Source organism: Variovorax sp. GW821-FHT10D07 (assembly GCF_059415325.1).
Window position 1 is genome coordinate 735,886 of sequence record NZ_JBWKMZ010000001.1, and the last position, 21,878, is coordinate 757,763.

The following is a 21,878-nucleotide window of genomic DNA, read 5'->3' on the forward strand; positions in this document are numbered from 1 at the left end:
GGCCGGGCTAGCGTCCGCGCGGCAGGCCGCGGCGTTCGTTCTCGGTCAGCCGCGCGATCTGCGCGTCGGTCAGCGCGCCATGCCCCAGCATCTGGATGAAGCCCGAGGGGTCGTAGCTGGCCTGCTCCGCCGGCTTGCGCGGCACCGGCCCGCCGCCCTCCCCGCCTTGTGTACCGCCTCCACCGCCCGGACCGGCCGCGGGCTCGTTGCCGAAGCCGAGCACCCGCACCGTGAACACCGAGGGCAAGGCCTGGCGTGCGGACTTGCGTTCGCGCTGCACCGTGTCCTGCGCCGCCATCGCGGCCTGCGAGGCGGCCGCGCTCGCGTTGGTGAGCGCGCCCACGTTGACCGACGCCACCACCGGCAGCCCGGCCGATTCGCCCTTGACCTGGATGTTGGCCGCGTTGACCACCTGCAAGGCCGCGAGGTTCACGTTGCCCGAGACGCGAATCCCAGCCTCGCCCGCATCGATGGTGCCCAAGGGTGCGATCAGGTCCACGTCGCCCGGCGGTACTTCCGGAATCGGATCGAGCGTCGCGATGCCGGCACCGGTGCTCGGCACGTTGGGTGAGAGCTTCACGTTGCCCAGCGTGTCGTACTCGCGCTTGGGCGGCGTGTAGACCACGGTGGTCTTCGAGCCCCGGCCGGCATTGATGTCGCCCGTGGCCGACCACGCGAGGATGTCGCCGCCGAAGGTGGTCATGATGCGCGACAGGCCCAGCAGGATGCTGCCCTGGCTGTACATCTGGATGCTGCCCTCGCCCTGGGTCAGCAGGCCCGCGGGCACCGCGTCCTCCTTGATCGAGGGTGTCACGCCCTCCACGCCGACGACGGTCTGGCCGCCCGGCGCCAGGGTCTGGATGCCGCCGCCCACGACCGTGCGGATGCCCGCGTTGCTGTCCACGCCCTGGTAGAGCGTGATGTCGCCCGCGCGCCGGATCGGCTGGCCGGCCGCGTCGGTGTCGGGGAACAGCGTGGCGATGGCGTCGCGCCCGCGCAGGTAGCTGCCATAGCGCGGGCTGTCGGCGTCGTTGTACTCGCGCCCGCCGGCCGTGAGCTCGGCGAAATAGACCTGCCGCACGAAGATGCGCTGCTGCTCGGCGGGCAAGGCGAGGAAGTAGGCCAGGGCATCGGCCCCGCCCGGGCCCGCATAGCCGTAGCGCTGGCCCAGCCACTGGGCCAGCTCGGCCTCGTAGGTGCGCGCGACCTTGCCGGGCTGGTCGGCCAGCGGCTGGCCGGTGGCGGCGAGCCGGGTTGCGTCCAGGTAGCGCCGCGCGAAGCCGGTGTAGTCGACCGTGCCCTCGCCCGGCGCGCCCGCGCCCAGGCCCGCCTGCAGCGTGATGCCCGCGCCCGGCCGCGTGTCGCCGGGGACCAGCGGGCCCAGGCTGGTCAGGCTGGCCTGGCTGCCCTGGTAGATCTGCCCACCCGCCGAGACCTCGAGCGAGCCGGGGCCGGCGATCGTCCAGCCGGTGAACAGCACGCTGCCTTGCGCCGCGATCATCGACACGTCGTTGGCGCCGTTCTGCACGATCAGGCCGCGGGTGTCGACGATGTCGCCGCCGGCCACCATGCGCAGCGGACCGGCGGACTGGTAGTACGGCATCGAGAGGCCGCCCGTGGCGAGCGCGTCGGTCATGTAGATGCGTCCCGACTGGATGCCGACGATGTCGCCTTTCAGCGCATAGATGCGCGTGCCCTGGCCGCCGAGCGTGCTGTCGTCGACGACGTTGTTGGGCCCGAACATGAACATCGTGCCCTCGATGACCACGCGGTCGAGCGGCGTATCGGCGTTGCCCCAGTAGTTGGAGTCGAGCACCTTGCGGCCGCGGCTGTCGAGCTCCCCGCCCAGGCGCCAGGCCGGATTCAGCGGGGTGGCGATGCTGTTCGCCGAGGCGCCCAGGATGGCGATCGGGGAGGAGCCGTTGGAGACGTTGTTGGCGGCATCGCCGCTGATCAGGTCGCGCGCCAGCAGCTCGAGCGCGCTGTGCGAGGACGGCATCAGCAGCACCTCGCCGCCGGTCGCGTAGTAGATGCTGCCGCCCAGCGCCGCCGCGCGCAGCACCGAGGGCACGACATTGCCGCTCTTGACGATGGGCGTGAGGTTGCCGCCGGCCGACACCAGGTCGATCTGCGTGGCCGGCGTCCACAGGGTGAACCAGGTCGATCCGAAGCCGGTGATGCCGTCCGCGTTGGTGCCCGCGGTTTCGCTGACGGGCGTGTCGCGGCCGGGATCGGTGAAGGTGTTCACCGCCAGGTCGCCCAGCGTGCGCACGCGCACCGCGCCGTCGCCCGGCGCGAAGCTGGCCTCGCCGCTGGAGCGGCTGGCATAGGGGGTGTAGGGGTCGAGCGGGCGCTGGTCGCGCAAGCGATAGCCATAGCCCTGCAGCCGTTCGCTGCCCACGCTGCCGGCCGTCACGGTGGTATCGCCGCGCAGGCCCACGAACATCCCGCCGTTGACCTGGCCGCCCGCGCTCACGTCGAGCGCGCCGCCGCCGGTCTGCAGCAACTGCCCGTCCACCACGCGGCCGCTGCCGGCCGCCGCCACCACGAGGCTGCGGTTGCCTTCGCCCAGCGTCGCCCCGTCGGGCAGGCCGATGTTGCCGCCCGCGCGCACCGTGACGTTGCCGCCGCCCAGCGTGCCCACGCCCGTGAAGGCGGGCAGCTCCAGCAACTGGGGAAAGGGCGCGGCGCTGTTGAAGGAGTAGGTGCCGAAGTTGATGCCCCAGGCGGTCGGCTGGTCCAGGCCCGCCCCGCCCTGGCGCCACAGCCAGGTGCCGATCGACTGGCTGTCCCGGGCCTGGAAGCCCAGGATGTCGCCTTGCGCGGCCAGCGTGAAGTCGCCGCCCTGCGCGGGCATCCACATCCGCGTGCTGTCGAGTGTGGGCTCGTAGGCGCCGTTGGCCGCGCCGAGCACGGTGCCGTCGGTCTGCAGCCCGCGGTCCAGGTTGAACGGCGCGCTCGCCGCGCCGTCGATGGCGGTGCCGGCGGTGTAGACGCCGAACGGCGACTTCTGCACGTAGTTGCCGCCGGCCAGCAGCTCGAGGTCGCCGGTGCCGGTGCGGATCACGCTGCTGCCGATCGAGACCACGGGCGATGCCAGGCCGATCAGGTGCGCGTCCTCCAGCGTGATGTTGCCCATGCCCGCCAGTTGGCTCGCCGTGTGCAGCGCGCGCGTGTCCGCGCTGCCCAGGTCCGCGCCCGCCACCAGCCGCATCGACCACGACTGCATGCCCGGCGCCAGCATCGGCGCCATCGCCCATTGCCGGCCCTGGGTGCCGTCCGGTCCCACCGGACGCGTCGGCGCGATGGCGCCGCCCACGTAGCCCTGCACGACGGTGTTGACGGGAAGAATGGAGCCGGCCGGCAGCGTGTAGTCCTCCGTCAGCAAGGCGCCGTTGGTCAGGAAGCCCAGCGGCGTGCCCGCCGGGATGGTGATGGCCGACAGCACGACCGATCCCATGCCCACGTTGAAGCCGGCGCCGAAGGTCTGGCCCTGGTTGAGCACGGTCTGCGCGGGGATGACCTCGCCCTTGCGGTACAGCACCGAGCCGTCGGCGTTGTACACATTGGCGGTCGCCACCGTGTCGTAGGAGAAGAAGGCTTCGAGCACCTGGGCCTCCGCCGGCAGGGTCGCGTTGGGGTTGACGGCGATGCTGTAGAAGAAGCCCGGATCGGTGATCGTGATCGCGAAATTCAAGGTGGCATCGGACGGGAACAAGGTGAAGGCCTGCACCGTCACGGGCGTGGGGATGTTCACCGCACTGGTCAAGGTGCCGACCGGCAGTTGCACGCCCCAGCCGTTGTCGTCGGGCGAGGCACCGGGCGGCGCGAAGCCGTCGCTGATGCTGCCGTTGATCTTCAGGTCGCCCGTGGCGCGCAGCACCAGCACGCCCGGTTCGCCCGAGCCGCGCAGGGCCGGGTCGGCACCGGGGCCGTAGCGGTAGCCCGAGAGGTCGATGTCGCCCTCGGTCGACAGGCTGCCCGTGCCGTCGAGCTCGACGCCGGGGCGCAGGTGATAGGCCGCGCCGTAGGCGCGCAGGCCGGCCAGGCGGCCCTGCAGGCCGTCGTTGGCCCATGCCGCGTCGATGAAGCGGCGGCTGTCGACGTCGATGCCGTCCAGCAACTGCTGGTCGATGACCGTGCCGTCCGCCAGCGTGTAGGTGCGGAAGCCCACCACCGCGATGGAGGCGGCGCCGCGGATGTTCAAGGGGCCGGCCGCCTGGATCGCGATGTCGTTGTCGCGGGACGCATCGGCCGGATCGGGGCCGCGGCGCGGCGCGCCGATCTCCACCTGGCCGCGCGCGATGCCGTCGGGCGTGCTCAGGTCCAGCGTGGCGCCGGGCTGCAGCGTGACGCTGCCGCGCGTCGAGCTCAGCGCGATGTGCGCGCGGTTCGAGGCGTCGATCGGCTGGCCGTTGCTGTCGACGGCCAGTTGCGTGGCATGCACGTCCAGCACCGACGAGGCCCCCAGCGTCAGGTCGCCGCTGGCGGTCAGCGCGATGCTGCCGGGCCCGCGGCCCGATGCGTCGAGCCTGCCGTTCACCGTCAGGCTGCCGTCGTCGAGCACGATCGCGATCTTGTTGGCGCGCACGCCGTCGCCGACCGCCAGGTCGCCATGCGCGATGCGGAAGCCGCGCAGCGCGGTGAAGCCGGCGTCGTTGAGTTGGGTGTTCAGGGCGGCGAAGCCGGCGTTGTCGAGCGCGCCCACCTGCTCGATGAAGCTGCCCTGCGCAAAGCCCTGCCCGCCGCTGCCGCGCAGCGTGCCGTTCCATTGCACGGTGGCGCCATCGGCCAGCGCGCTCGCCTGGATCGAGCCCGCGTCGCTCGCGGCGGCGGAGACGTCGATGGTCGATCCGGCCTGCTGCGCGATGCTGCCACCCGTGCTGGTCGCGGTCAGCGCGCCGCCCCAGGAATCGCGCGCCACGTCGTAGAACGTCACGTGGCGCCCGCTCAGGTCGATGGCGGCATTCGCGCCGAAGACGATGTCGCCCGTGCCTTGCACGTCGAGCTTGCCCGTGGGCAAAGCGATGGCCGTGTCCAGCGTCACCTTGCGGCCGCTGAAGGCCAGCGAGGCGCCCAGGTCCTGCACCTCGTTCGTGCGGCCCGCCGTCGCGCCCTCGGGCAGCGCGACATGGATGTCGCCACCGGCCGCATAGCGCATGGTCGAGCCGCTGGCGCCGGTCAGCAGCGGCGTGCGGATGTCGAGCGCGCCGCCTTGCAGCGTGCCCGAGGCATCGCGCGTCAGGCCCACCGACAGCGAGCCCTTGTTGTTGGCGGTCACCGCCTGGGCGGCGTCGATGGTGACGTCGGCGAAGCCCAGCGCCACGCGGTCGAGCGCGGTCTGGCTCTGCGCGCGGGCATGGGCGTCGTAGCCGAAGATCATCGTGTTGACGTCCAGCACGAGGTGGCCCGCGCCGGAGCCCGGACCGCCGGGCACGGTCGCCACCGGGTCCGCGCTCGCATAAGGCGACGTGGTCGTTCCCAGGCCCGAGCGCACGCCGTTCCACACCAGCGTGTCGGTGACCAGGCGCACCTCGTCGCCCGCGTTGCCCCAGCCGTAGAAGGCCGGCGTGTTGATGGCCAGCTGCACCTTCGACTCCCCGGTGTCGAGCGTGACCGTTCCGTAGAAGTTGAGGGTGTCGGCGGTCAGTGCCAGCCGTTCCAGCGCGGGCAGGCCGCTGTCGGTGGCGGGCCGCAGCAGGCGCGCGAGCACGTCCTGCGTCAGCCGCCAGCCCGTGGGCAGCACGCCGGCGGCATCGGCCTGCGCCAGCGCCGCGTCGTTGCCGATGTTGATCTGGTGCTGCGCCACCGTCACGAAGCGCGCGCCCAGGTTGACGTTGCCCAGGCTCAGGTCGCCCGGCGCCAGGAAGGCGACCGTGCCGGTGGTCAGCAGGCTGGCGCCGTCGGCCACGCGGATGCGGCCCGTGCCCTGCGCGGGCAGGAAGTCGAGGAAGCCGTTGGCGACCGCCAGCACCGCGGGCCCGCTGGCCGTGGGGGCCAGGAAGTTGGCATAGAGATAGCCCAGGCTGGAGTCGGCCGCCGGGTCGGCGAAGCCTCGGGTGTCGAGCACGGCCGAGGTGTCGACCGACAGGTCGTTGCCGATCAGGAAGATCTGGCCGGCCTTGAGCGCCGCGCCCTCGCCCACGTGGACCGTGCCCGCGCCCCCCATCGTGAAGTAGACGCGCGGGCTGTCGCTCTGGTTGGTGTTGCCGTCGAAATAGCTGGTCCAGCCGCCGATGGAGATCGACGCGGCATTCATCGCATTGAGGTCGCTCGCCGCGAGCGTGATGCGCCCCGGCACGGGCGTGGCGCCATCGGCCGTGACGTCGATGGCCGCGTTGCCGGTCACGATCACGCGGCCGGCCCCGCCGCCCGGCGCGCCGCCCATCAGCGCCTGGCCCTCGAAGCTGAGCGCGTCGCCGCCCGCGTCCGAGCGCATCAGGTCGAAGCGCAGGATCTTGCCGTCGGCCGGCAGCAGCGGCCGCACGCGGCCGAAGCGGGCCGCCTGCTGGATGGCGAAGTCCGAGTAGCTGGTCTCGTTGTACTGCGAGAACCGGCGCACCGCGGCGCCCGGCGTCACCAGCACGGCGGTGGGCAGGCTGTCGCGAATGCCGGTACCGGCCAGCGACAGCACGCCGCTGGTCTGCCACGAACCGTTGGGCACGGCCACGGCGGGCTGCCGCGCCAGCCCCGGCGTCGCGGACGGGCCGGTGGCGACCTCGACGCGGAAGGCGCCCGGCAGCAGCGCATAGCTCGAGGGCAGCAGCGTGTAGGTGCCGGCGGGCAGGCCGGGCACGCCGGCGCCGATCTGGATCTGCCGCCCGATGGCCGGATCGCCGGCGCCCTTGTCGGCGATGACGGGCGCATAGGCCGAGGCATAGCCGGGCAGCACCGCATAGACCTGGTTGGAGGCCGCGCTGTAGCGGTTGCCCGCGGGATTGGCGTTGTACAGCGGCGTGGCCAGCACATCGACCGAACCGCCGCGCCCGGTGACGAAGCCCTGGCCGCGCAGGTCGCCGCCGCCCGACACGTCGAGCGTCGCGCCCGCCTCGACCACGACGTGCTGGCCGCCCAGGCTGATGCCCGAGAGCAGCTCGCCGCCGTCCTTGACGCCGCCGGGCAGGCCCGTGAAGGCGGGGGCACCGCGGTAGTCCAGGCCGTCGGTGGTGCCGCCGTAGGGCATGACCAGGCCCGCGGCGCTGATGGAGGTCACGCTGCCCGGCCGCAGCACCACCGTGGTGTCGTCCGTGGTCTTCTCGTTCAGCGGCGCCCCCAGCGGCGACGGACTGTCGTTGATGGTGATGGTGCCCAGCGGCGCGCGCAGCGTGCCGCCCTGGTCCACCGTGCCGGCGCGCAGCAGCAGCTTGCCGAACACCGAGGCCGGCATCGGCGCATCCTGGCCGCTGGAGCGAAGGGTCAGCGTGCGCCGCGAATCGAGTTGCTCGATCGGGTTGCCGAATTCGTTCGGCACGGTGATGCGCCCCGCGAGGATGGTCGCGCTGGCCCCGCTCATCGGATAGAGCTGCGCCGACTCGATGGCGATGTCGCCGCTCGCGTACAGCCGGGTGTTGCCCAGCCGCACGTCGCCCGATGCCTTCAGGTTCAGGCTGGCGAAACCCGGGAGGTCCACGGGTCGAGACGGCACGTTCAGCAGGCCCCCGCCGTCGCCCTGGATCCCGCCCGTGCCCGAGAGCAGGGTGTCGTAGAGGTCGATCAGCGAGGCCTCGATGGTCAGCGCGCTGCTGCCGCTGACGCTCGATGCCATGAGCGCGCCGTCCTTGTTGATCAGCCCGGGCGAATAGAAGCCGACCGTGCCGGCCCATGGCTGGTCGTCGGGACGGATCGGGTAGCCGCCGTCCAGGCGCACATAGGGCGCGCGCAGGTTCACGCGGGCGTCGGGCGTGGCGGCGTCCACGGTGTAGACGCCGCCCTTGAGGTTCAGGCTGCGGCCCAGCGACAGGTCGATGTCGCCCTGGAACACGAACAGGTCCTGCGTTCCCAGGGTCAGGGCGTCGAAGCCGCCGGCGACGACCTGGTCCATGCCCAGCCGCGTGTCGCCGACGGCGAGGCTGCGGTCGGCCTGGCCCGGTGCCAGGTCGGCGGGCAGGCGGCTGCCGGGGCGGACCTGCGTCAGCGTGATGTCGTGCATGTGCTGCACCGCCTCGGGCAAGGTGCCGGTGGCGTCGTAGTCGGCGCCGCTGTAGGCGCGGCCGTCCATGAGGAGCGTCAGCGCGCCGCCTGCCGCGCCGGCGCCGCCGGCCCGGGCGCGCAGATCGCCGTCGATGTAGATGCCCGTGTTCGACTCCAGCGCGATGCTGCCGCCCGCGCCGGCCAGCACGGTCGGCTGCGCGATCGCGCCGGGGCCGCTGCCCGCGGCCAGGTCGACCGTCGCCTGCGCACCGGAGGCATCGAGCAGCGCTCCCGGGCGGATGACGACGAAGTCGTCGGTGGGCCCGAGCGTGATCGAACCGCCATCGGGCGCGACGCCGTAGGCGCGGCCTTCGCTGTCGTGCGCCACGTAGGCGCGCGCCGCGGCATCGAGCACCGCATGCTCGCCGACCCAGATCGACCGGCCATCGACGAAGCTGCTGGCCGCCCCGTGGAAGAACGGGTAGCGCGTGTTCACCGCGATCGCGCCGCCCCAGGCGTTCACGCGGCCCTCGAGCGTGACCTGGCCGCCGCTGCTCAAGAGCGAGATGGACTGGCCGGGATCGACCGACAGCGTCGAGCCCTCGCCCAGCACGATCGGCGAACTCGCGTCGTACGCGGAGCCGGCGAGCAGCACCAGGTCGGCGCCGAGGCGCTGCGCGAGCCGGGCGCTGTCGGGATGTTCCTCGTACAGCGGCGGGGTCCAGCGCTGCAGGGCCTGCGCGGGGTCGGTGCCGGTGGCCGGCGCCTGCCGGCTGCCGTCCCAGCGGTAGACCGGCATGGCCACCTCCAGCGTCGCGCCGGCGGGCAGCGTCACGCCGTCATGGCCGTGGATCTCGTAGTGGGCGAAGCCGCTCTCGAACAGCGCGCCGCGCAGCGTCAGCACCGGCTTGACCGCCACGTCGACCGGCAGCGTCGTGCCGGGCTGCAGCAGCGTGCCGGCCGCGATCACCAGCGGCTGCGCGACGATGGCGCCGGCCGCGTACACCGTCGTCACCGGCTTGACCGGGATGCCGTCGGGGAAGGCATCGGCCGCCACCGTGACCGTGGCGCTGCCCGCGAGGTTGAGGGCCGTCATGACCGCACCCTTGGGCACGCGCGTGCCCGGTCCCGCGAAGAAAGGCGCGGTGCTGAACTGCGCCGAAGCCACGCCCGGCGGAACCACCCAGTCCGCGGCCAGCGTCAGCGGTTTCTGCGCCGAAATGATCGGCACCAGGGGGCCGCCGATCTTCTGCCCCGGCGCGACCCGGGTCACGGTCGCGGAGAAGCCGAACGGGATCGCGCTGCCCGCCTCGACCAGGTAGTCGTTGGCCAGCCGCAGTCCCGCGGACGAGGCCTGGCCCGCCGCCAGCGTTCCGTTGCCGCCCACCGGCGCCAGGCCCAGGCCGATCGCCTGCGCGGCCTCGATGGTCAGCGTGCCGCCGCCGTTCACGCCATAGGCGCGCACCTCGCCGTCCACGCGCAGCAGGCCGCCCGGCCCGGCCGCGGCCGCGTTCACCACATAGCCCGCGGCCAGCGTGACGTCGCCGCCCGTGCCGCCTTGCAGGCTGCCGTCGGCGCGCAGGATCGCGCCCGACGAGACGTCGATGACGCCGCCGGCCTGCAGCGTCACGTCGCCCGTGTTGCGCACGGCCACCGTGCCGCCGTCGAGGTAAGGCAGGTAGCGCCGGTCGTCCGCGTCCTGCTGCAGGTTGCTCCAGATGCCGCGCGCGTCCAGCGTGACGCCGCCGCCGATGACGACGCCGGGCGTGGTGCCCGCGGGCGCGCCCAGCTGTACGTCGCTCGAGATGCCGTTCTCCGGCGACACCATGGGCACCACGTCGCCCAGGAGGATGCGGCCCGAGCGCGCCGTCAGGCCGGCATCGACCTTGACGGTGGGCGCGTACAGCGCGATCTGTCCGCCGGGCGTCACGGCGAGCGCGGCCTGCACCGCGATGTCCTCCTTCGCGCTGCCCACGATGGCGCCGAGGCCCATGCGCGTCAGTCCGTCCGCGTCCAGCCGCAGCGTGCCCTGCGGGTCGGCGGCCGCGCCGTCCGGCTCGGCGTCGAACACGATGTGCGCCAGCGTCGGCGTGAGGTTGTGGAACAGGCCGACGGGGCCGTTCTTCGCATCGGTGTTGAGCGCCGAGTCGTAGCGGCCCAGGATCAGCTGGCCGGCATGCGCCACCGCGTTGTGCGACTGGTCGTAGCCGTCCTCCAGCCCCGCATCGGCCTTCTGCGCCTGGCGCGGGCCCTGGAAGGCATCGGCCGTGATGTCGCCGCCGAGCGTCGCGGCGCTGGTGGCGATCACCAGCCGGCCCGCGTCGCGGCCGACCGTGTAGCCGCTCTCGAGCCGCTGCTGCGGTCCGATCAGCGGGTTGTAGAAGAAGCCCGTGGCCTTGTCGCCCCAGCGCTTGTGCTCGTCCTCGAAGCCCTTGTACAGGCCCGTGTAGCTCAGGTCCGCCGGCGCTTTCGACACCTCGTACAGGCGCCCGTCCGCGCCCTTGAGCCAGCTCTGGCGGATCGTGCCGGTCTGCACGTCGAGCGTGCCGCCCGACAGGTTGATGTTCGAGCCGCGCTGCGTGGCCACCTCGCCGCCCGTGAAGCTCACGCTGCCGCCCTGCGCGGACCATTCGCCGATGGTGTGGCCCTGCAGGCCCAGGTAGCCGCCGACCTCGAGCAGGCCGCCCGCCGTGTACCAGCGCTCCTTGTCGTAGCCGCCCACGCCGGCCGCCACGTGAACCAGCTGGCGGCGGTCGATCCACACATTGGCGTTGTTGAGCCAGGTGGTGTCGCGGTTGAGCGGCGCATCGCGCTGCTCGTTGCCCTGGATGTTGATCTCGATGTTGTTCGAGGCCATCGCCACCTGCACGCCGACCGCGCCCGAGACATCGAGCCGCGCGCCGTCGGCCACCGTGCTGCGGCCGCCCGCCGCCCCGCTACTGACCGCGAGCTGGCCGCCCGTGGCCAGCGTGGTGGAGCCGCCCTCGAACAGCACGCCGCCGCCCGAGACGATCTCGATGCGCGACTGGTCGCGCCGGTCGTCCTGCAGCGACAGGTTGTCGAACACGCCCTGCGCGGTGGTCCGGCGCGCGAAGTCCAGCTTGGCCGATTCGGCGATCAGGGCATCGCGCTGGCTGTCGAGCGCGGTGCGGCCGTTCTGGTCGTCGAGCAGGATCGCGTTGAGCGCCTTCTGCGTGACGGTGATGCTGCTGTCCTTGTCCGAGGCCGAGGCCAGCAGGTGGATGGTGCCGCGCGTGTCGACCGTGGTGGTGGCCACCGCGACGCCGTCCTGCACCACCTTGCGGCCCGTCAGCGTGATGTCGCCCTCGCTCGCTCGCAGCAGGCCGTGGTTGCTGACCTGGCCGGCCGTGCTGCCGGCATCGAACAGCGGCGCCACTTCGTTGCCGCGCGTGGTCGAGGACTGGTTGGCGTCGGTGCCCTGCCCCGCGCGAACCACGAAGGCATCGCCCGCGGCGAGCTGCACCTGCCCGCGCGGCGTGGTGATGGTGCCCGCGTTGTCGACCTCGGCGCCCAGCAGCAAGGCATAGCCGCCGCCGCGCGTGACCGAGGCGGGCGTGCGGGTCGTGAGCTGCGCGCCCGCCTCCACCTTCACGGCCCCCAGTGCTTCGGTGAAGCTCGGCGTGTAGGCGCCGCTGGCCTGTTCGCTGTAGATGCCGCGTGCCTTGAACTGCTCGTCACTGATCTTCGCAGCCGCCGCCACGAGGTTGCGCGTGTCGGTCTGGCTCGAGCCGCTGAACACGATGCCGTTGCGGTTCGCGATCAGCACCGTGCCGTCGCCCTTTATCTGTCCCTGGATCTGCGAAGGCCTGGCCTGCGGATCGTTGATGCGGTTGAGCACCGCCCAATCGGCTTGCTGCTTGAAATCGACCGTGGTGCGCTTGCCGACGTTGAAGGTCTCCCAGTTGAGGATCGCGCGGTCGCCTGTCTGCTGGATCGTGACCGTGGTACGGCCATCGCCGCCTTGCGATTGCACGGGCGCCTGCGCATTGAGCCAGCCCGCGGTCAGCGAATTGGTGTCGACCTTCAAGCCGCCATCGGCCAGGCCATCGGGCGCGGAAGACGGATCGTCCAATGCCGCCTGCCGTGCGGCCGCCTGCGCGGCCTGCTGCGCCGCGATCGCCTGCGCCGCGAGGTTCAGGTTGCCGATCGAGCGCTGCAGCTGCTCGCTGGCGCGCTGCTGCTGGGCCTGCGGACTCGTGAGGTTCGATGCCGGCGTGCCGTTGGGCAGGCGGCCGGTCGCGATGGCGATGTTCTGCGCCATGTTCTTCTGCGCCATCCAGCCCGCGCTGAAGGCGCGCTGCGCATGGGCCGGCGGCGCGACCGCGGAGGCGGCGCCCGCCAGCGCGAGGGCCATGGCCTGCGCCAGCGGCGAAATGCGGAAGTTCCTCGTTCGCACCACGGCCGGCTGGCGGCTGCGGTGTCCCTCGTGTGTGTTCATCTGGCGCCCGGTAAGAAATGCAATGCACTGGCATGGCAGGAATCCATGCCTCTCACAGGACAGACCGGGCAACGCAAACAAAACCGCTAACTTTCTCAAACCTGATCGGACGCGGGGGCCAATCAAGCTGTCACACGACTCAGCTAAGCAGCAGCACGCCACCCGGCAGGGCCCGCGCGCGCAGGTCGTACGAACGCTGGATCTGCACCAGCACGGTGTCGAGCGCGGCGATGGCGAAACGCCCGTTCACCGCGCGCTCCGAGAGGCCGCGCGCCAGCAGCAGCACGCGGCCCGGCCGGTAGCGGTTGATCTCGGCGATCACGCGCGACAGCGGCGTCTGGCGGAACACCAGCACGCCGGTGCGCCAGGCCGAGGCATCGGCGTCGCGGATGGCCTCGGGCGCGCCGATCGAGCCCGCGTCGTACACCAGCTGCTGGCGCGGCTGCAGCACCTGCGTTCCCATCGCATGCGCGACGCGCACGCTGCCCTCGACGCAGCTGACGCAGGCGCTGCCATCGAGGTAGCGCACCTCGAAGCGCCCCGCCTGCGCCTCGACGCGGCCCGCGCCGGCCGTGACGCTGAAGCCCGGACCCGCCGCGGACAGGTCCACCGCCGTCTCGCCCTCGATCAGCGCGATGCCCACCGTGCGGCCGTCGCGCATGCGCCGCTGCACGCTGGTCTGCGTATTGAGCACCAGGTCGACGCCCTCGGACAGCGCCACCGTGCGCTGCTCGCCGGTGGCGGTGCGGAAGTCGGCATTCCATTCGCCCAGCGCGGGCCACAGCCCGAGCGGCGGGTACACGGCCAGCGCCACACCCGCCGCGCCGGCGGCACCGGCGGCCGCGCCCAGGAAGGCGCGGCGCGGCAGCGCGGGACTGCGCGCGGGCTGGCCCGAGGCCTGGCGGTGCGCGGCCAGCAAGGCGGGATGCTCCGACATCATCTGGCCGATGGCGGGGTCCAGCGCCTTCCACAGGCGCCGCGCCTCCGCGAAGGCCTGCGCATGCACGGGGTTCGCGGCCTGCCAGCGGCGCAACCCTTCGAGGTCGCGCTGCGTGGCCGCGCCGGAGGTGAGCCGGCGCAGCCAGGCCTGCGCCTCGCGCTGCGGCTGATCGGCGGGGCCGGACTCGGCGGGAATGTTCATATCCATAAGACGGCCAGGCGCGCGGCGAACCGCGTTTTATTTTTCATGCGAAGCCTTCGGTGCGAGCGCGCGCCCCATGCGGGCGGCGCAGAAGTCGTGCGCATCCTTGAGTTCCTTCTCGACCGTGCGCAGCGAAATGCCCAGCCGCGCCGCCACCTCGCGCTGCGGCAGGTGTTCCCAGCGCACCATCACCAGCACCTGGCGCCGGCGCGCCGGCATGCGCGCGATGAGCGCCGCGAGCGCCGCCATCTCGGAGCGGTCCTCCGCGATCTGCGCCGGGCCGGGCGCGGGGTCGGGCGCGTCGTCGAGCAGCGCCTCGATCTCCTCGGCGCTGGCCAGCCGGCCTTGCCGGCCGAGCTGGTCGTAGGCCAGGTTGACCGCCACGCGCAGCAGGTAGGAGGCCGGGTCGCGCACGCCGTCGATGTCGTCGCGGCTTTCGAGGCGCAGCCAGGTGTCCTGCAGCGCGTCGCCGGCCTGCTCGGCATTGCCGAGCCTCCGCGCGAGCCGCTGCTTGAGCTCGTCGTAGCGCGAGACCAGGAAGTTGCGCAGCGCCGGCAGCGCGTTCTCGGGCACGCTCATCGATCGGGCCCTCCGTGCCGCCCGGGGCACTCGAGCCCGGGTGTCTGCGCGCGCGGCAGGATCAGCATCGTCAATGGCTGCGCCATCTCGGGCGGCGGCGCGCGGTCGATGCGCACCTGGCGCAGCGTCTCCAGGATCGCGCCGTCGCGCGCTCGGTCGCCGCTGGTGTGCAGCAGGAAGGCATTGGCGATGCGCCCGCTGCCGTCGACCACGAAGCGCATCGCCGCGCGGTAGCCGCCGGGCAAGGTGCGCGGATTGCCGCAGAAGGCCTCCCAGATGCGCGTCTGCACCAGGCCGTCGTAGCCGGGCTGCGGGTCCGCCGGCGCCGCGCGGGACGCCAGCGCGCGCTCGCGCAACGCCGCCTCGTCGGGCAGCGGCTTGAGCACGAAGGCGGCGCCGGGCCCGGTGCCCGCGTAGTCGGCGACCAGGCCCGTGCCCTGCAGCAGCAAGGCGAGCGCCTCGGCCGGCGTGAGCGTGGCCTGCACCGGCGAGGCGTCGCGGCCCGCCACCAGTTCGGCATCGAAGAACACCGGCAGGCCGGTGCGCAGGCCGTACTGCTCCAGCGCCGCGGTCAGCGGCTGCCGCGCGATGTCGAAGCGCATCGCCTCGGCCTGCGCGCGCGCATTCACGGCCGCAAAGGCCATGCACGCCGCGAGCACGCAGCTTGCCAGGGAGGAAGGAAGAGGAGGTGCATGCCGCATGAAGTCGATACGCCCGGCGAAGGCCGCCGCCCGGGGGGCATGTCGAGGCGGATGCTAGGAATGCTTCGTGACGTTCAGATGACGGCGAGCGTCGCGACCGGCCCTTCGCGGCCGGGGTTTTGAGGCCCTCGGGTAAAATGCGCGCTGGGTGGCATGCCGTTTCGGGCATTCCAGGATTTGCGCAGGTCGGGCCGCCTCGCGGTTTCGCCTCGTCGAGGAATCCCATGTCCCACACCCCGATCCAATGGATCGCCGCGGCCATCTTTGCCGTCGCCCTGCTCCACACCTTCAGCGCCAGGCAGTTCGAGCGCCTCTCCCACCGCCATCCACGCCATGCCGGCCTGTTCCATTTGCTCGGCGAGGTCGAGGTCGTGTTCGGCTTCTGGGCCATCGTGCTGGTCGTGTCGATGGCGCTGTTCGCCGGCGGCGGCACCGCGCTCGACTATGCCGAGTCGCGCAACTACACCGAGCCGCTGTTCGTCTTCGTGGTGATGGTGATCGCGGCCTCGCGTCCCGTGCTGCGCACGGCGATGTCGCTGGTCGACACGCTCGCGCGCATCGCGCCCGTGCCCACGCCGGTCGCGCGCGCATGGCTGGGCCTCGCGGCGGTGCCGCTGCTCGGCTCGCTGATCACCGAGCCCGCCGCCATGACCATCGCCGCGCTGATGCTCGCGCCGCAGATTTTCCGCCCGCGCGTGCCGGAGGCCGTGAAGTACCTGGCGCTGGGCGTGCTGTTCGTCAACATCTCGATCGGCGGCACGCTGACCTCCTATGCCGCGCCGCCGGTGCTGATGGTGGCGACCACCTGGCAATGGGACAGCGCCTTCATGCTCGCCACCTTCGGCTGGAAGGCCGCGCTCGCGGTGCTGCTGAACGCCACCGTCGCGACCTGGGTGCTGCGCAAGCATCTGCAGCCCGCGGCGGGCGACGAGGGCGCGGCGCCCGAAGCGCGCGTTCCGCTGCCCGTGGTCGCGGTGCACCTGGGCCTGCTCGCGGGCGTGGTGCTGTTCGCCCACCATCCGGTGGTGTTCCTCGGCCTATTCCTGATGTTCCTCGGCTTCGCCCAGGCCTACGAGCGCCACCAGAGCCCGCCGATCCTCAAGGAGGCGCTGCTCGTCGGCTTCTTCCTCGCCGGGCTGGTCGTGCTGGGCGGCATGCAGCAGTGGTGGCTGCAGCCCATCGTCTCGGCGCTCGCGCCCGTCGCGCTGTTCCTCGGCGCCCTGGGCCTCACCGCCATCACCGACAACGCCGCCCTCACCTACCTGGGCTCGCTGATCGTCGGCATCTCCGACGAATCGAAGTACATGCTGGTGGCGGGCGCCGTGGCCGGGGGCGGACTGACGGTGATCGCCAACGCGCCCAATCCCGCGGGCGTGGCGCTGCTCAAGCGCGGCTTCGCCGACGAGACCATCGGCGCGGGCGGGCTGCTGCTCGGTGCGCTGGGGCCGACCGCTGTCGCGGCGGCGGTGTTCCTGTTCCTGTGAGCCTCGGCGCGCTCAGCGCATCACGAAGGGATTGCCCGTCGCCGCGCCGCTGTTGATCCACACCGACTTGGTCTGCAGGTACTCGCGGACCGCGTCGATGCCGTTCTCGCGGCCCAGGCCCGAGTCCTTGTAGCCGCCGAACGGGGCCATGAAGCTCACGGCGCGGTAGGTGTTGATCCACACCGTGCCGGCCTGCAGCTTCTCGGACATGCGCATGGCGCGGCCGATGTCCTGCGTCCACACCGCCGCGGCCAGGCCGAAGCGCACGTCGTTGGCGATGCGCAGCGCATCGGCCTCGTCCTTGAAGCGGATCACCGACAGCACGGGGCCGAAGACCTCCTCCTGGGCGATGCGCATGTCGTTGCGCACGCCCGTGAAGATGGTGGGCTGCACGAACCAGCCCGTGCCGCATTCGGGGGCCGTGCCTTTTTCGCCACCCAGCACGGCGGTCGCGCCCTCGGCGCGCGCGATGTCGATGTACTCGAGCACCTTGCGGTACTGCGGCGGCGTGGTGATCGGGCCGACCTGCGTCTCGGGGCTCATCGGGTCGCCCATGCGCGCGGTGCGCGCCACCGCGAGCAGGCGCTCGACGAAGGCGTCGTGGATGCTGTCCTGCACCAGCAGGCGCGAGCCGGCGATGCAGGTCTGGCCGGTGGCGGCGAAGATGCCCGAGATCGCGCCGAACGCGGCCTGCTCGAGGTCGGCGTCCTCGAACACCACGTTGGGCGACTTGCCGCCCAGCTCCATGGCCGTGTGCTTCAAGAGGCGCCCGGCCCGCTCGTTGATCAGGCGGCCGGTCGAATCCGATCCCGTGAAGCTGATCTTGGCCACCAGCGGATGCTCGACCAGCGGCGTGCCCACCTCGGCGCCGAAGCCCGTCACCACGTTGAACACGCCCGGTGGGAAGCCGGCTTCCTCGAACAGCTGCGCGAACTCGAGCGTCGAGGCCGAGGTGAACTCCGAGGGCTTGGCCACCACGGTGCAACCCGCGGCCAACGCCGGCGCGAGCTTCCAGGCCAGCAGCAGCAGCGGCGAGTTCCAGGGCGTGATGGCGGCCACCACGCCCACGGGCTCGTGGCGCGTGAACGCGAAGTAGCCCTTCTTGTCGAGCGGCAGCGTGCTGCCCTGCACCTTGTCGGCCAGGCCGCCGTAGTAATAGAACCACTGCGGGAGGTAGTCGAGCTGCCCGCGCATCTCCGCGAGCAGCTTGCCGTTGTCGCGGACCTCGGTGGCGGCCAGCCTGGCCGCGTCGCGCGCGATCAGGTCGCCGAGCCTGCGCATCAGCGCGCCGCGCTGCGTCGCGGTCAGTTCCGACCAGGGCCCGCTGGTCAGCGTCTGGTGCGCGGCGCGCACGGCGCGGTCGACGTCCTGCGCGTCGCCGCGCGGGATCTGCGCCCAGCTCTCCCCGGTGAAAGGGTTCTGGGTGTCGAACCAGGTGCCGCCGTGCGGCTCGCAGGCTTCGCCCCCGATGTGCAATGAATAGCGTTGCATGGCGTGCCCGTCAGAAGGGCGCGAAGCCCAGCGCGGCGCGGAAGCGGTTCTTGATGTACGAGCCGTCGCGTGGCGGCAGCGCGCGCGGCGGCTCGTTGGCATCGATGAACACCTGCGCGAAGGTGGTCTGCCGGCGCGCGTTGATGCGCTCGGCCAGGTCCTCGCAGGCCTCGGTGCTGTCGACTGAGAACGCATCGGCGATGCCGAACCCCTTGGCCACCGCCACCAGGTCGGCGCCCAGGCTCGAGTGGCTGCGCTGCATGCCGGTCTCGCCGAAATGGCCGTTGTCGAGCATCACGATGCTGAGGTTCTTCGGCTGCTTGACGCCGATGGTGCCGAGGCTGCCGATGCCCATCAGCTGCTCGCCGTCGCCGGTGATGACGACCACCGACTTGTCGCGCTGCGCGAGCGCCAGGCCCAGCCCCAGCGAGGCGGCGCCGCCCATGGCGCCCCACAGGTAGTAGTTGCGCTCGCGGTCGCCGCTGGCGAACACGTCGTAGGAGGCCGAGCCCAGGCCCGTGACGATCAGGGCATCGGGGATGGCGGCGATCAGCTTTGCCACGAATTCGCGGCGGTCGGCGCGCTGCGCCGGGGTCTTCGTGTTCATCACTTGCGCTCCCACTTCTTGCGGCCGATCAGTTCCTGTCCCAGCAGGACGGCGACCTTCTCGCCGGCCTCGAAGGCGGCATCGAAGCCCGCGCTGACGACTTCCTCGACCTCCTCGGGCTTCGAGGCGCGCAGCACGTGGATGCCCATGAGCTCGAGTGCGGCCTGCGTGGCCTTGCCCATCGGGCCCTGCCAGGGATTGAACTCGGCGTATTCGCCGCGCATGGTCACGAGCGTGAAGAACGGGAAGTCCGCGGCCTGCAGCAGCGAGAACATGTTCACGCAGTTGCCCACGCCGCTGCTCTGCATCAGCAGCACGGCGCGCTGGCCGCCGAGCCAGGCGCCGCTCACCAGCGCCACGCCCTCCTCCTCGGTGGTCAGCACCACGTCCTCGATGTCGGGGTCGGCGATGGCGCTGCGGATCACGTGCGAATGGCCGGCGTCGGGCACGTAGGCGATCTGCCTGACGCCGCCCGCCTTGAGCACGCGGAAGGCGGCCTGCTGCCAGTCGGGCGCGGCCTGGGTGGTCTGGTTCATGAATCGGGGTGGGTTGGTGAAAGTGCCAGAAATCATAGAATTTGATGCCTGGGAATGTGAAATAGAAAATCGAGATTCCACGATCACGTTTGTGCATGGAGGCAGCCACATGGACCTGAAGCAACTGCGCGCCTTTCTCACGGTGGCCGAGACCGGCAACGTCACGCGCGCGGCCGAGGTGCTGCACCTGGTGCAGCCCGCGGTGTCGCGGCAGATCCGCCTGCTCGAGGAGGACATCGGCGCGCCCCTGTTCGAGCGCGAGCGCCACGGCATGGTGCTGACCGATGCGGGGCTGGCGCTCGTGGGCTATGCGCGCCGCGCGCTGCTCGAGCTGGACCGGGCCCGGGCCGAGATCGGCACCGTCGACAACAGCATCGGCGGGCTGGTCACCTTGGGGCTGCTGCCGAGCACCATCGACATCCTCTCGAGCCCGCTGGTGGCGACGCTGGCGGCCGACTACCCGGGCATCCGCGTGCGCATCGCGATGGGCTACGCGGGCACGCTGCTGCGCTGGCTCGAATCGGGCGAGGTCGATGCCGCGCTGCTCTATGGCGCGGAGCGCTCGCCCAACATCCAGACCACGCCGCTGATCGAGGAGGCGCTGTGGGTCATCGGCCCGAAGAGCAGCAAGCTGCGGCCCGACCGGCCGGTGGCGCTGGCCGAGCTCGCGGGCCACAAGCTGGTGCTGCCGAGCGCGCCGCACGGCATCCGCACGCTGGTCGAGCATGCCTGCGCCGTGGCCCAGGTGACGCTCGACCTGTCGGCCGAGACCAACGCGCTGAGCGTGCAGCGAAGCCTGGTGCTCGGCGGCCATGGCCTGACCATCCTGCCGCCGATCGCGGTCGCGGAGGACCTGCGCACGCAGAAGCTCAGGGGCGCGCCGCTGGCCGATCCGGGCATCCGCCGGACCATCGTGCTGGCCCTGCCCGTCAACCGGCCGATCGCGCGGCATGTGCGCTGCGCGGTCGACGTGCTCACGCGGGAGGCGCGGCGCGCGATCGATGCCGGTGCCTGGCCCGAGGGGCGCTGGCTCGGCGCCTGAGGCGCGCTATGCGAGCACGAAGCCGCTGATCAGATTCTCGGCCATCAGGCGGCTCGGCAGGCTGCCCGGCGGCTGGGCCATCTCCTGCAGGAACCGGCTTCTCGGCGGTGCTTCCAGGCGCACCAGCCGGATCGCCTCCGCCGGGTCCACGGCCCGGAAGCGCAGCCCGTCGCCGGGCCGAAGCTGCGACAGGCCATCGAGGTCGCAGGACAGGACGGTGGCGATCTTCGGATAGCCGCCCGTGGTCTGGTGGTCGGCCAGCAGCACCGAGGCCACGCCATCGCCACCGACCTGGATCGAGCCGCGCACGATCGGCTCGGAGGGAATGGACAGGGCATCCTTCAAGGTCAGCGTCGGCCCCGCGAGGCGCATGCCCATGCGGTCGCGGGCGGGCGTGACCGAGAAGCCCGCGTCGAGGAACGCGGCCACGGAGGCCGCCTCGAAGCTGTCGGTCTGCGGCCCCAGCACGACGCGAACGAGCGGGCGCGGACCGGCCAGTGCGGGTGCCGTGCGGTCTCCCTCGCGCTCCTGCACGACCCGCGTGTCGCGCAGCACGATCTCGGCACCGGGCACCAGGCTGCCGCCGCCGAGGCCCGAGGCCGAATGCGTGGCGCTGTGCCCGGCCCAATGCCCGCACACGGGCTCGCCGCTGAACGCCAGATAGGCCCAACTGCCCCAGCGGCCCGGACGGATCGACAGCGTGTCGCCCGCGCGCAGCGTTCGCACGCACCACGAACCCGTCGCCGCGCCCGAATGGCGGACCTGGAACTCGCCACCGGCGATGCCGCAGCTCACCTCGCCCGCCTCGCACAGCAGCTCCAGCCCGCCCAGGGAGATCTCGATCGCGGTGGCATCCACCGGGTTTCCGAGCGCGACATGGGCCGCGGCATGCGCGAGCCGGTCCATCGGGCCCGAGGCGGGCACACCGAAGCGCAGCATGCCCGGTCGGCCGCCGTCCTGGTACGTGACCAGCGGGCCGCAGGCGCGCACGCGCAGCCTGGCTTCAGCCATGGCTTTCGTTCTCCAGCCTTGCTTCGTATTGCGCGCGGTCGATGCGCTTGAAGCGCACGCGGTCGCCCACGCCGAAGAGAAAGGGCGTGCTGTCGTCGCGCGTCAGGATGCGCGTGGGCGAGCGGCCGACGATCGACCAGCCCGTGGGCATCCGCAATGTGGTGACGAGGCACTGCGGCCCCGCGATCAGCACGCTGCCCGCGGCGATGTCGCGCAGGGCCGAGGGCTTGCGCGGCACCTGGATCTCCGTCGGTACGCCCGACATGTAGGCATAGCCCGGCGCGAAGCCGTACATGCGCACCCGGTAGTCGCCCCGAAGGTGAAGCTCGATCGTCGCATCGATGCCCAGGCCCGAAGCCCGTGCCACCGCTTCGAGGTCGGGCGCGAAGTCGTCGTCGTAGCAGACCTCGACCTCGCGCGCTTCTCCCGCCGGCAGGCCGGCCGGCGGATCGCGCTGCAGCGTCTCGGCCGCCTCCCGGATCCGCACGTGATCGGTGACCAGCGGATCGAAGACGACCAGCAGGCTGACGAAGGCCGGGATGCATTCGAGCAGGCCCTCGGGCGGCGCATGGGCCAGGGCCCGGTCGAGCGCGAGCACAGCCGCGTTGGCCGGGTCGGCGATCGCGTCGCCGAAGGACACCAGCAGCGAGTGGTCCGCGACCGGCGTGTAGCGCGGCCATTCGGGGTTCGGCATCGG

11 protein-coding genes are annotated in these 21,878 nt (G+C 72.0%); 2 read left to right on the forward strand and 9 right to left on the reverse strand.

The features are described from left to right. Positions 1 to 7: 7 nt before the first annotated feature. The 4 genes from AC07PU_RS03460 to AC07PU_RS03475 form a co-directional block, all read right to left on the reverse strand. Positions 8 to 12,589 carry a filamentous hemagglutinin family protein gene (locus tag AC07PU_RS03460; RefSeq protein ID WP_495315249.1) on the reverse strand — a complete coding sequence of 4,194 codons (12,582 nt, stop codon included), beginning with the start codon at positions 12,587 to 12,589 and terminating at the stop codon, positions 8 to 10. A gap of 139 nt (positions 12,590 to 12,728) precedes the next feature. Continuing rightward, a complete protein-coding gene (locus tag AC07PU_RS03465) occupies positions 12,729 to 13,730 on the reverse strand; it encodes a FecR family protein (RefSeq protein WP_495315251.1) in 1,002 nt (333 codons plus the stop codon). Positions 13,731 to 13,766: 36 nt separating this feature from the next. Beyond that, positions 13,767 to 14,309, reverse strand: coding sequence for an RNA polymerase sigma factor (locus AC07PU_RS03470; RefSeq protein ID WP_495315253.1), 543 nt, complete (start codon positions 14,307 to 14,309; stop codon positions 13,767 to 13,769). Then, a complete protein-coding gene (locus AC07PU_RS03475; protein ID WP_495315255.1) occupies positions 14,306 to 14,953 on the reverse strand; it encodes a secretin and TonB N-terminal domain-containing protein in 648 nt (215 codons plus the stop codon). The genes AC07PU_RS03470 and AC07PU_RS03475 overlap by 4 nt, the downstream gene beginning before the upstream one ends. 281 nt (positions 14,954 to 15,234) lie before the next feature. Between AC07PU_RS03475 and AC07PU_RS03480 the strand changes: the two genes are divergently transcribed. Then, positions 15,235 to 16,494 (forward strand): putative Na+/H+ antiporter, encoded by a 1,260-nt coding sequence (locus AC07PU_RS03480; protein ID WP_495315257.1) that lies wholly within the window; start codon positions 15,235 to 15,237, stop codon positions 16,492 to 16,494. 12 nt (positions 16,495 to 16,506) lie between these two features. Here AC07PU_RS03480 and AC07PU_RS03485 read toward each other — a convergent pair whose 3' ends face one another. From AC07PU_RS03485 to AC07PU_RS03495, 3 genes are read right to left on the reverse strand one after another with little or no spacing between them, the layout of a single operon-like run. Next, entirely contained in the window at positions 16,507 to 17,985 is a 1,479-nt protein-coding gene (locus AC07PU_RS03485) for an aldehyde dehydrogenase (protein ID WP_495315259.1), read from the reverse strand. A 10-nt stretch (positions 17,986 to 17,995) separates the two neighbouring features. Continuing rightward, entirely contained in the window at positions 17,996 to 18,592 is a 597-nt protein-coding gene (locus AC07PU_RS03490) for a thiamine pyrophosphate-dependent enzyme (protein WP_495315261.1), read from the reverse strand. Continuing rightward, complete coding sequence (locus AC07PU_RS03495) at positions 18,592 to 19,128, reverse strand: thiamine pyrophosphate-binding protein (protein ID WP_093349604.1); 537 nt, start codon at positions 19,126 to 19,128, stop codon at positions 18,592 to 18,594. The genes AC07PU_RS03490 and AC07PU_RS03495 overlap by 1 nt, the downstream gene beginning before the upstream one ends. Before the next feature lie 109 nt (positions 19,129 to 19,237). On the opposite strand from AC07PU_RS03495, the gene AC07PU_RS03500 reads away from it, so the two are divergent. Continuing rightward, a complete protein-coding gene (locus AC07PU_RS03500; protein ID WP_431514093.1) occupies positions 19,238 to 20,170 on the forward strand; it encodes a LysR family transcriptional regulator in 933 nt (310 codons plus the stop codon). Between the two features lie 6 nt (positions 20,171 to 20,176). Here the strand turns inward: AC07PU_RS03500 and AC07PU_RS03505 are convergent, their stop codons facing one another. Both AC07PU_RS03505 and AC07PU_RS03510 read right to left on the reverse strand, forming a co-directional pair. After that, the gene (locus tag AC07PU_RS03505; RefSeq protein WP_495315264.1) at positions 20,177 to 21,181 is read right to left on the reverse strand and encodes a 5-oxoprolinase subunit C family protein; all 1,005 of its coding nucleotides are present in this window, start codon (positions 21,179 to 21,181) and stop codon (positions 20,177 to 20,179) included. Next, positions 21,174 to 21,875 (reverse strand): 5-oxoprolinase subunit B family protein, encoded by a 702-nt coding sequence (locus AC07PU_RS03510; RefSeq protein WP_495315266.1) that lies wholly within the window; start codon positions 21,873 to 21,875, stop codon positions 21,174 to 21,176. The genes AC07PU_RS03505 and AC07PU_RS03510 overlap by 8 nt, the downstream gene beginning before the upstream one ends. Positions 21,876 to 21,878 lie beyond the last annotated feature (3 nt).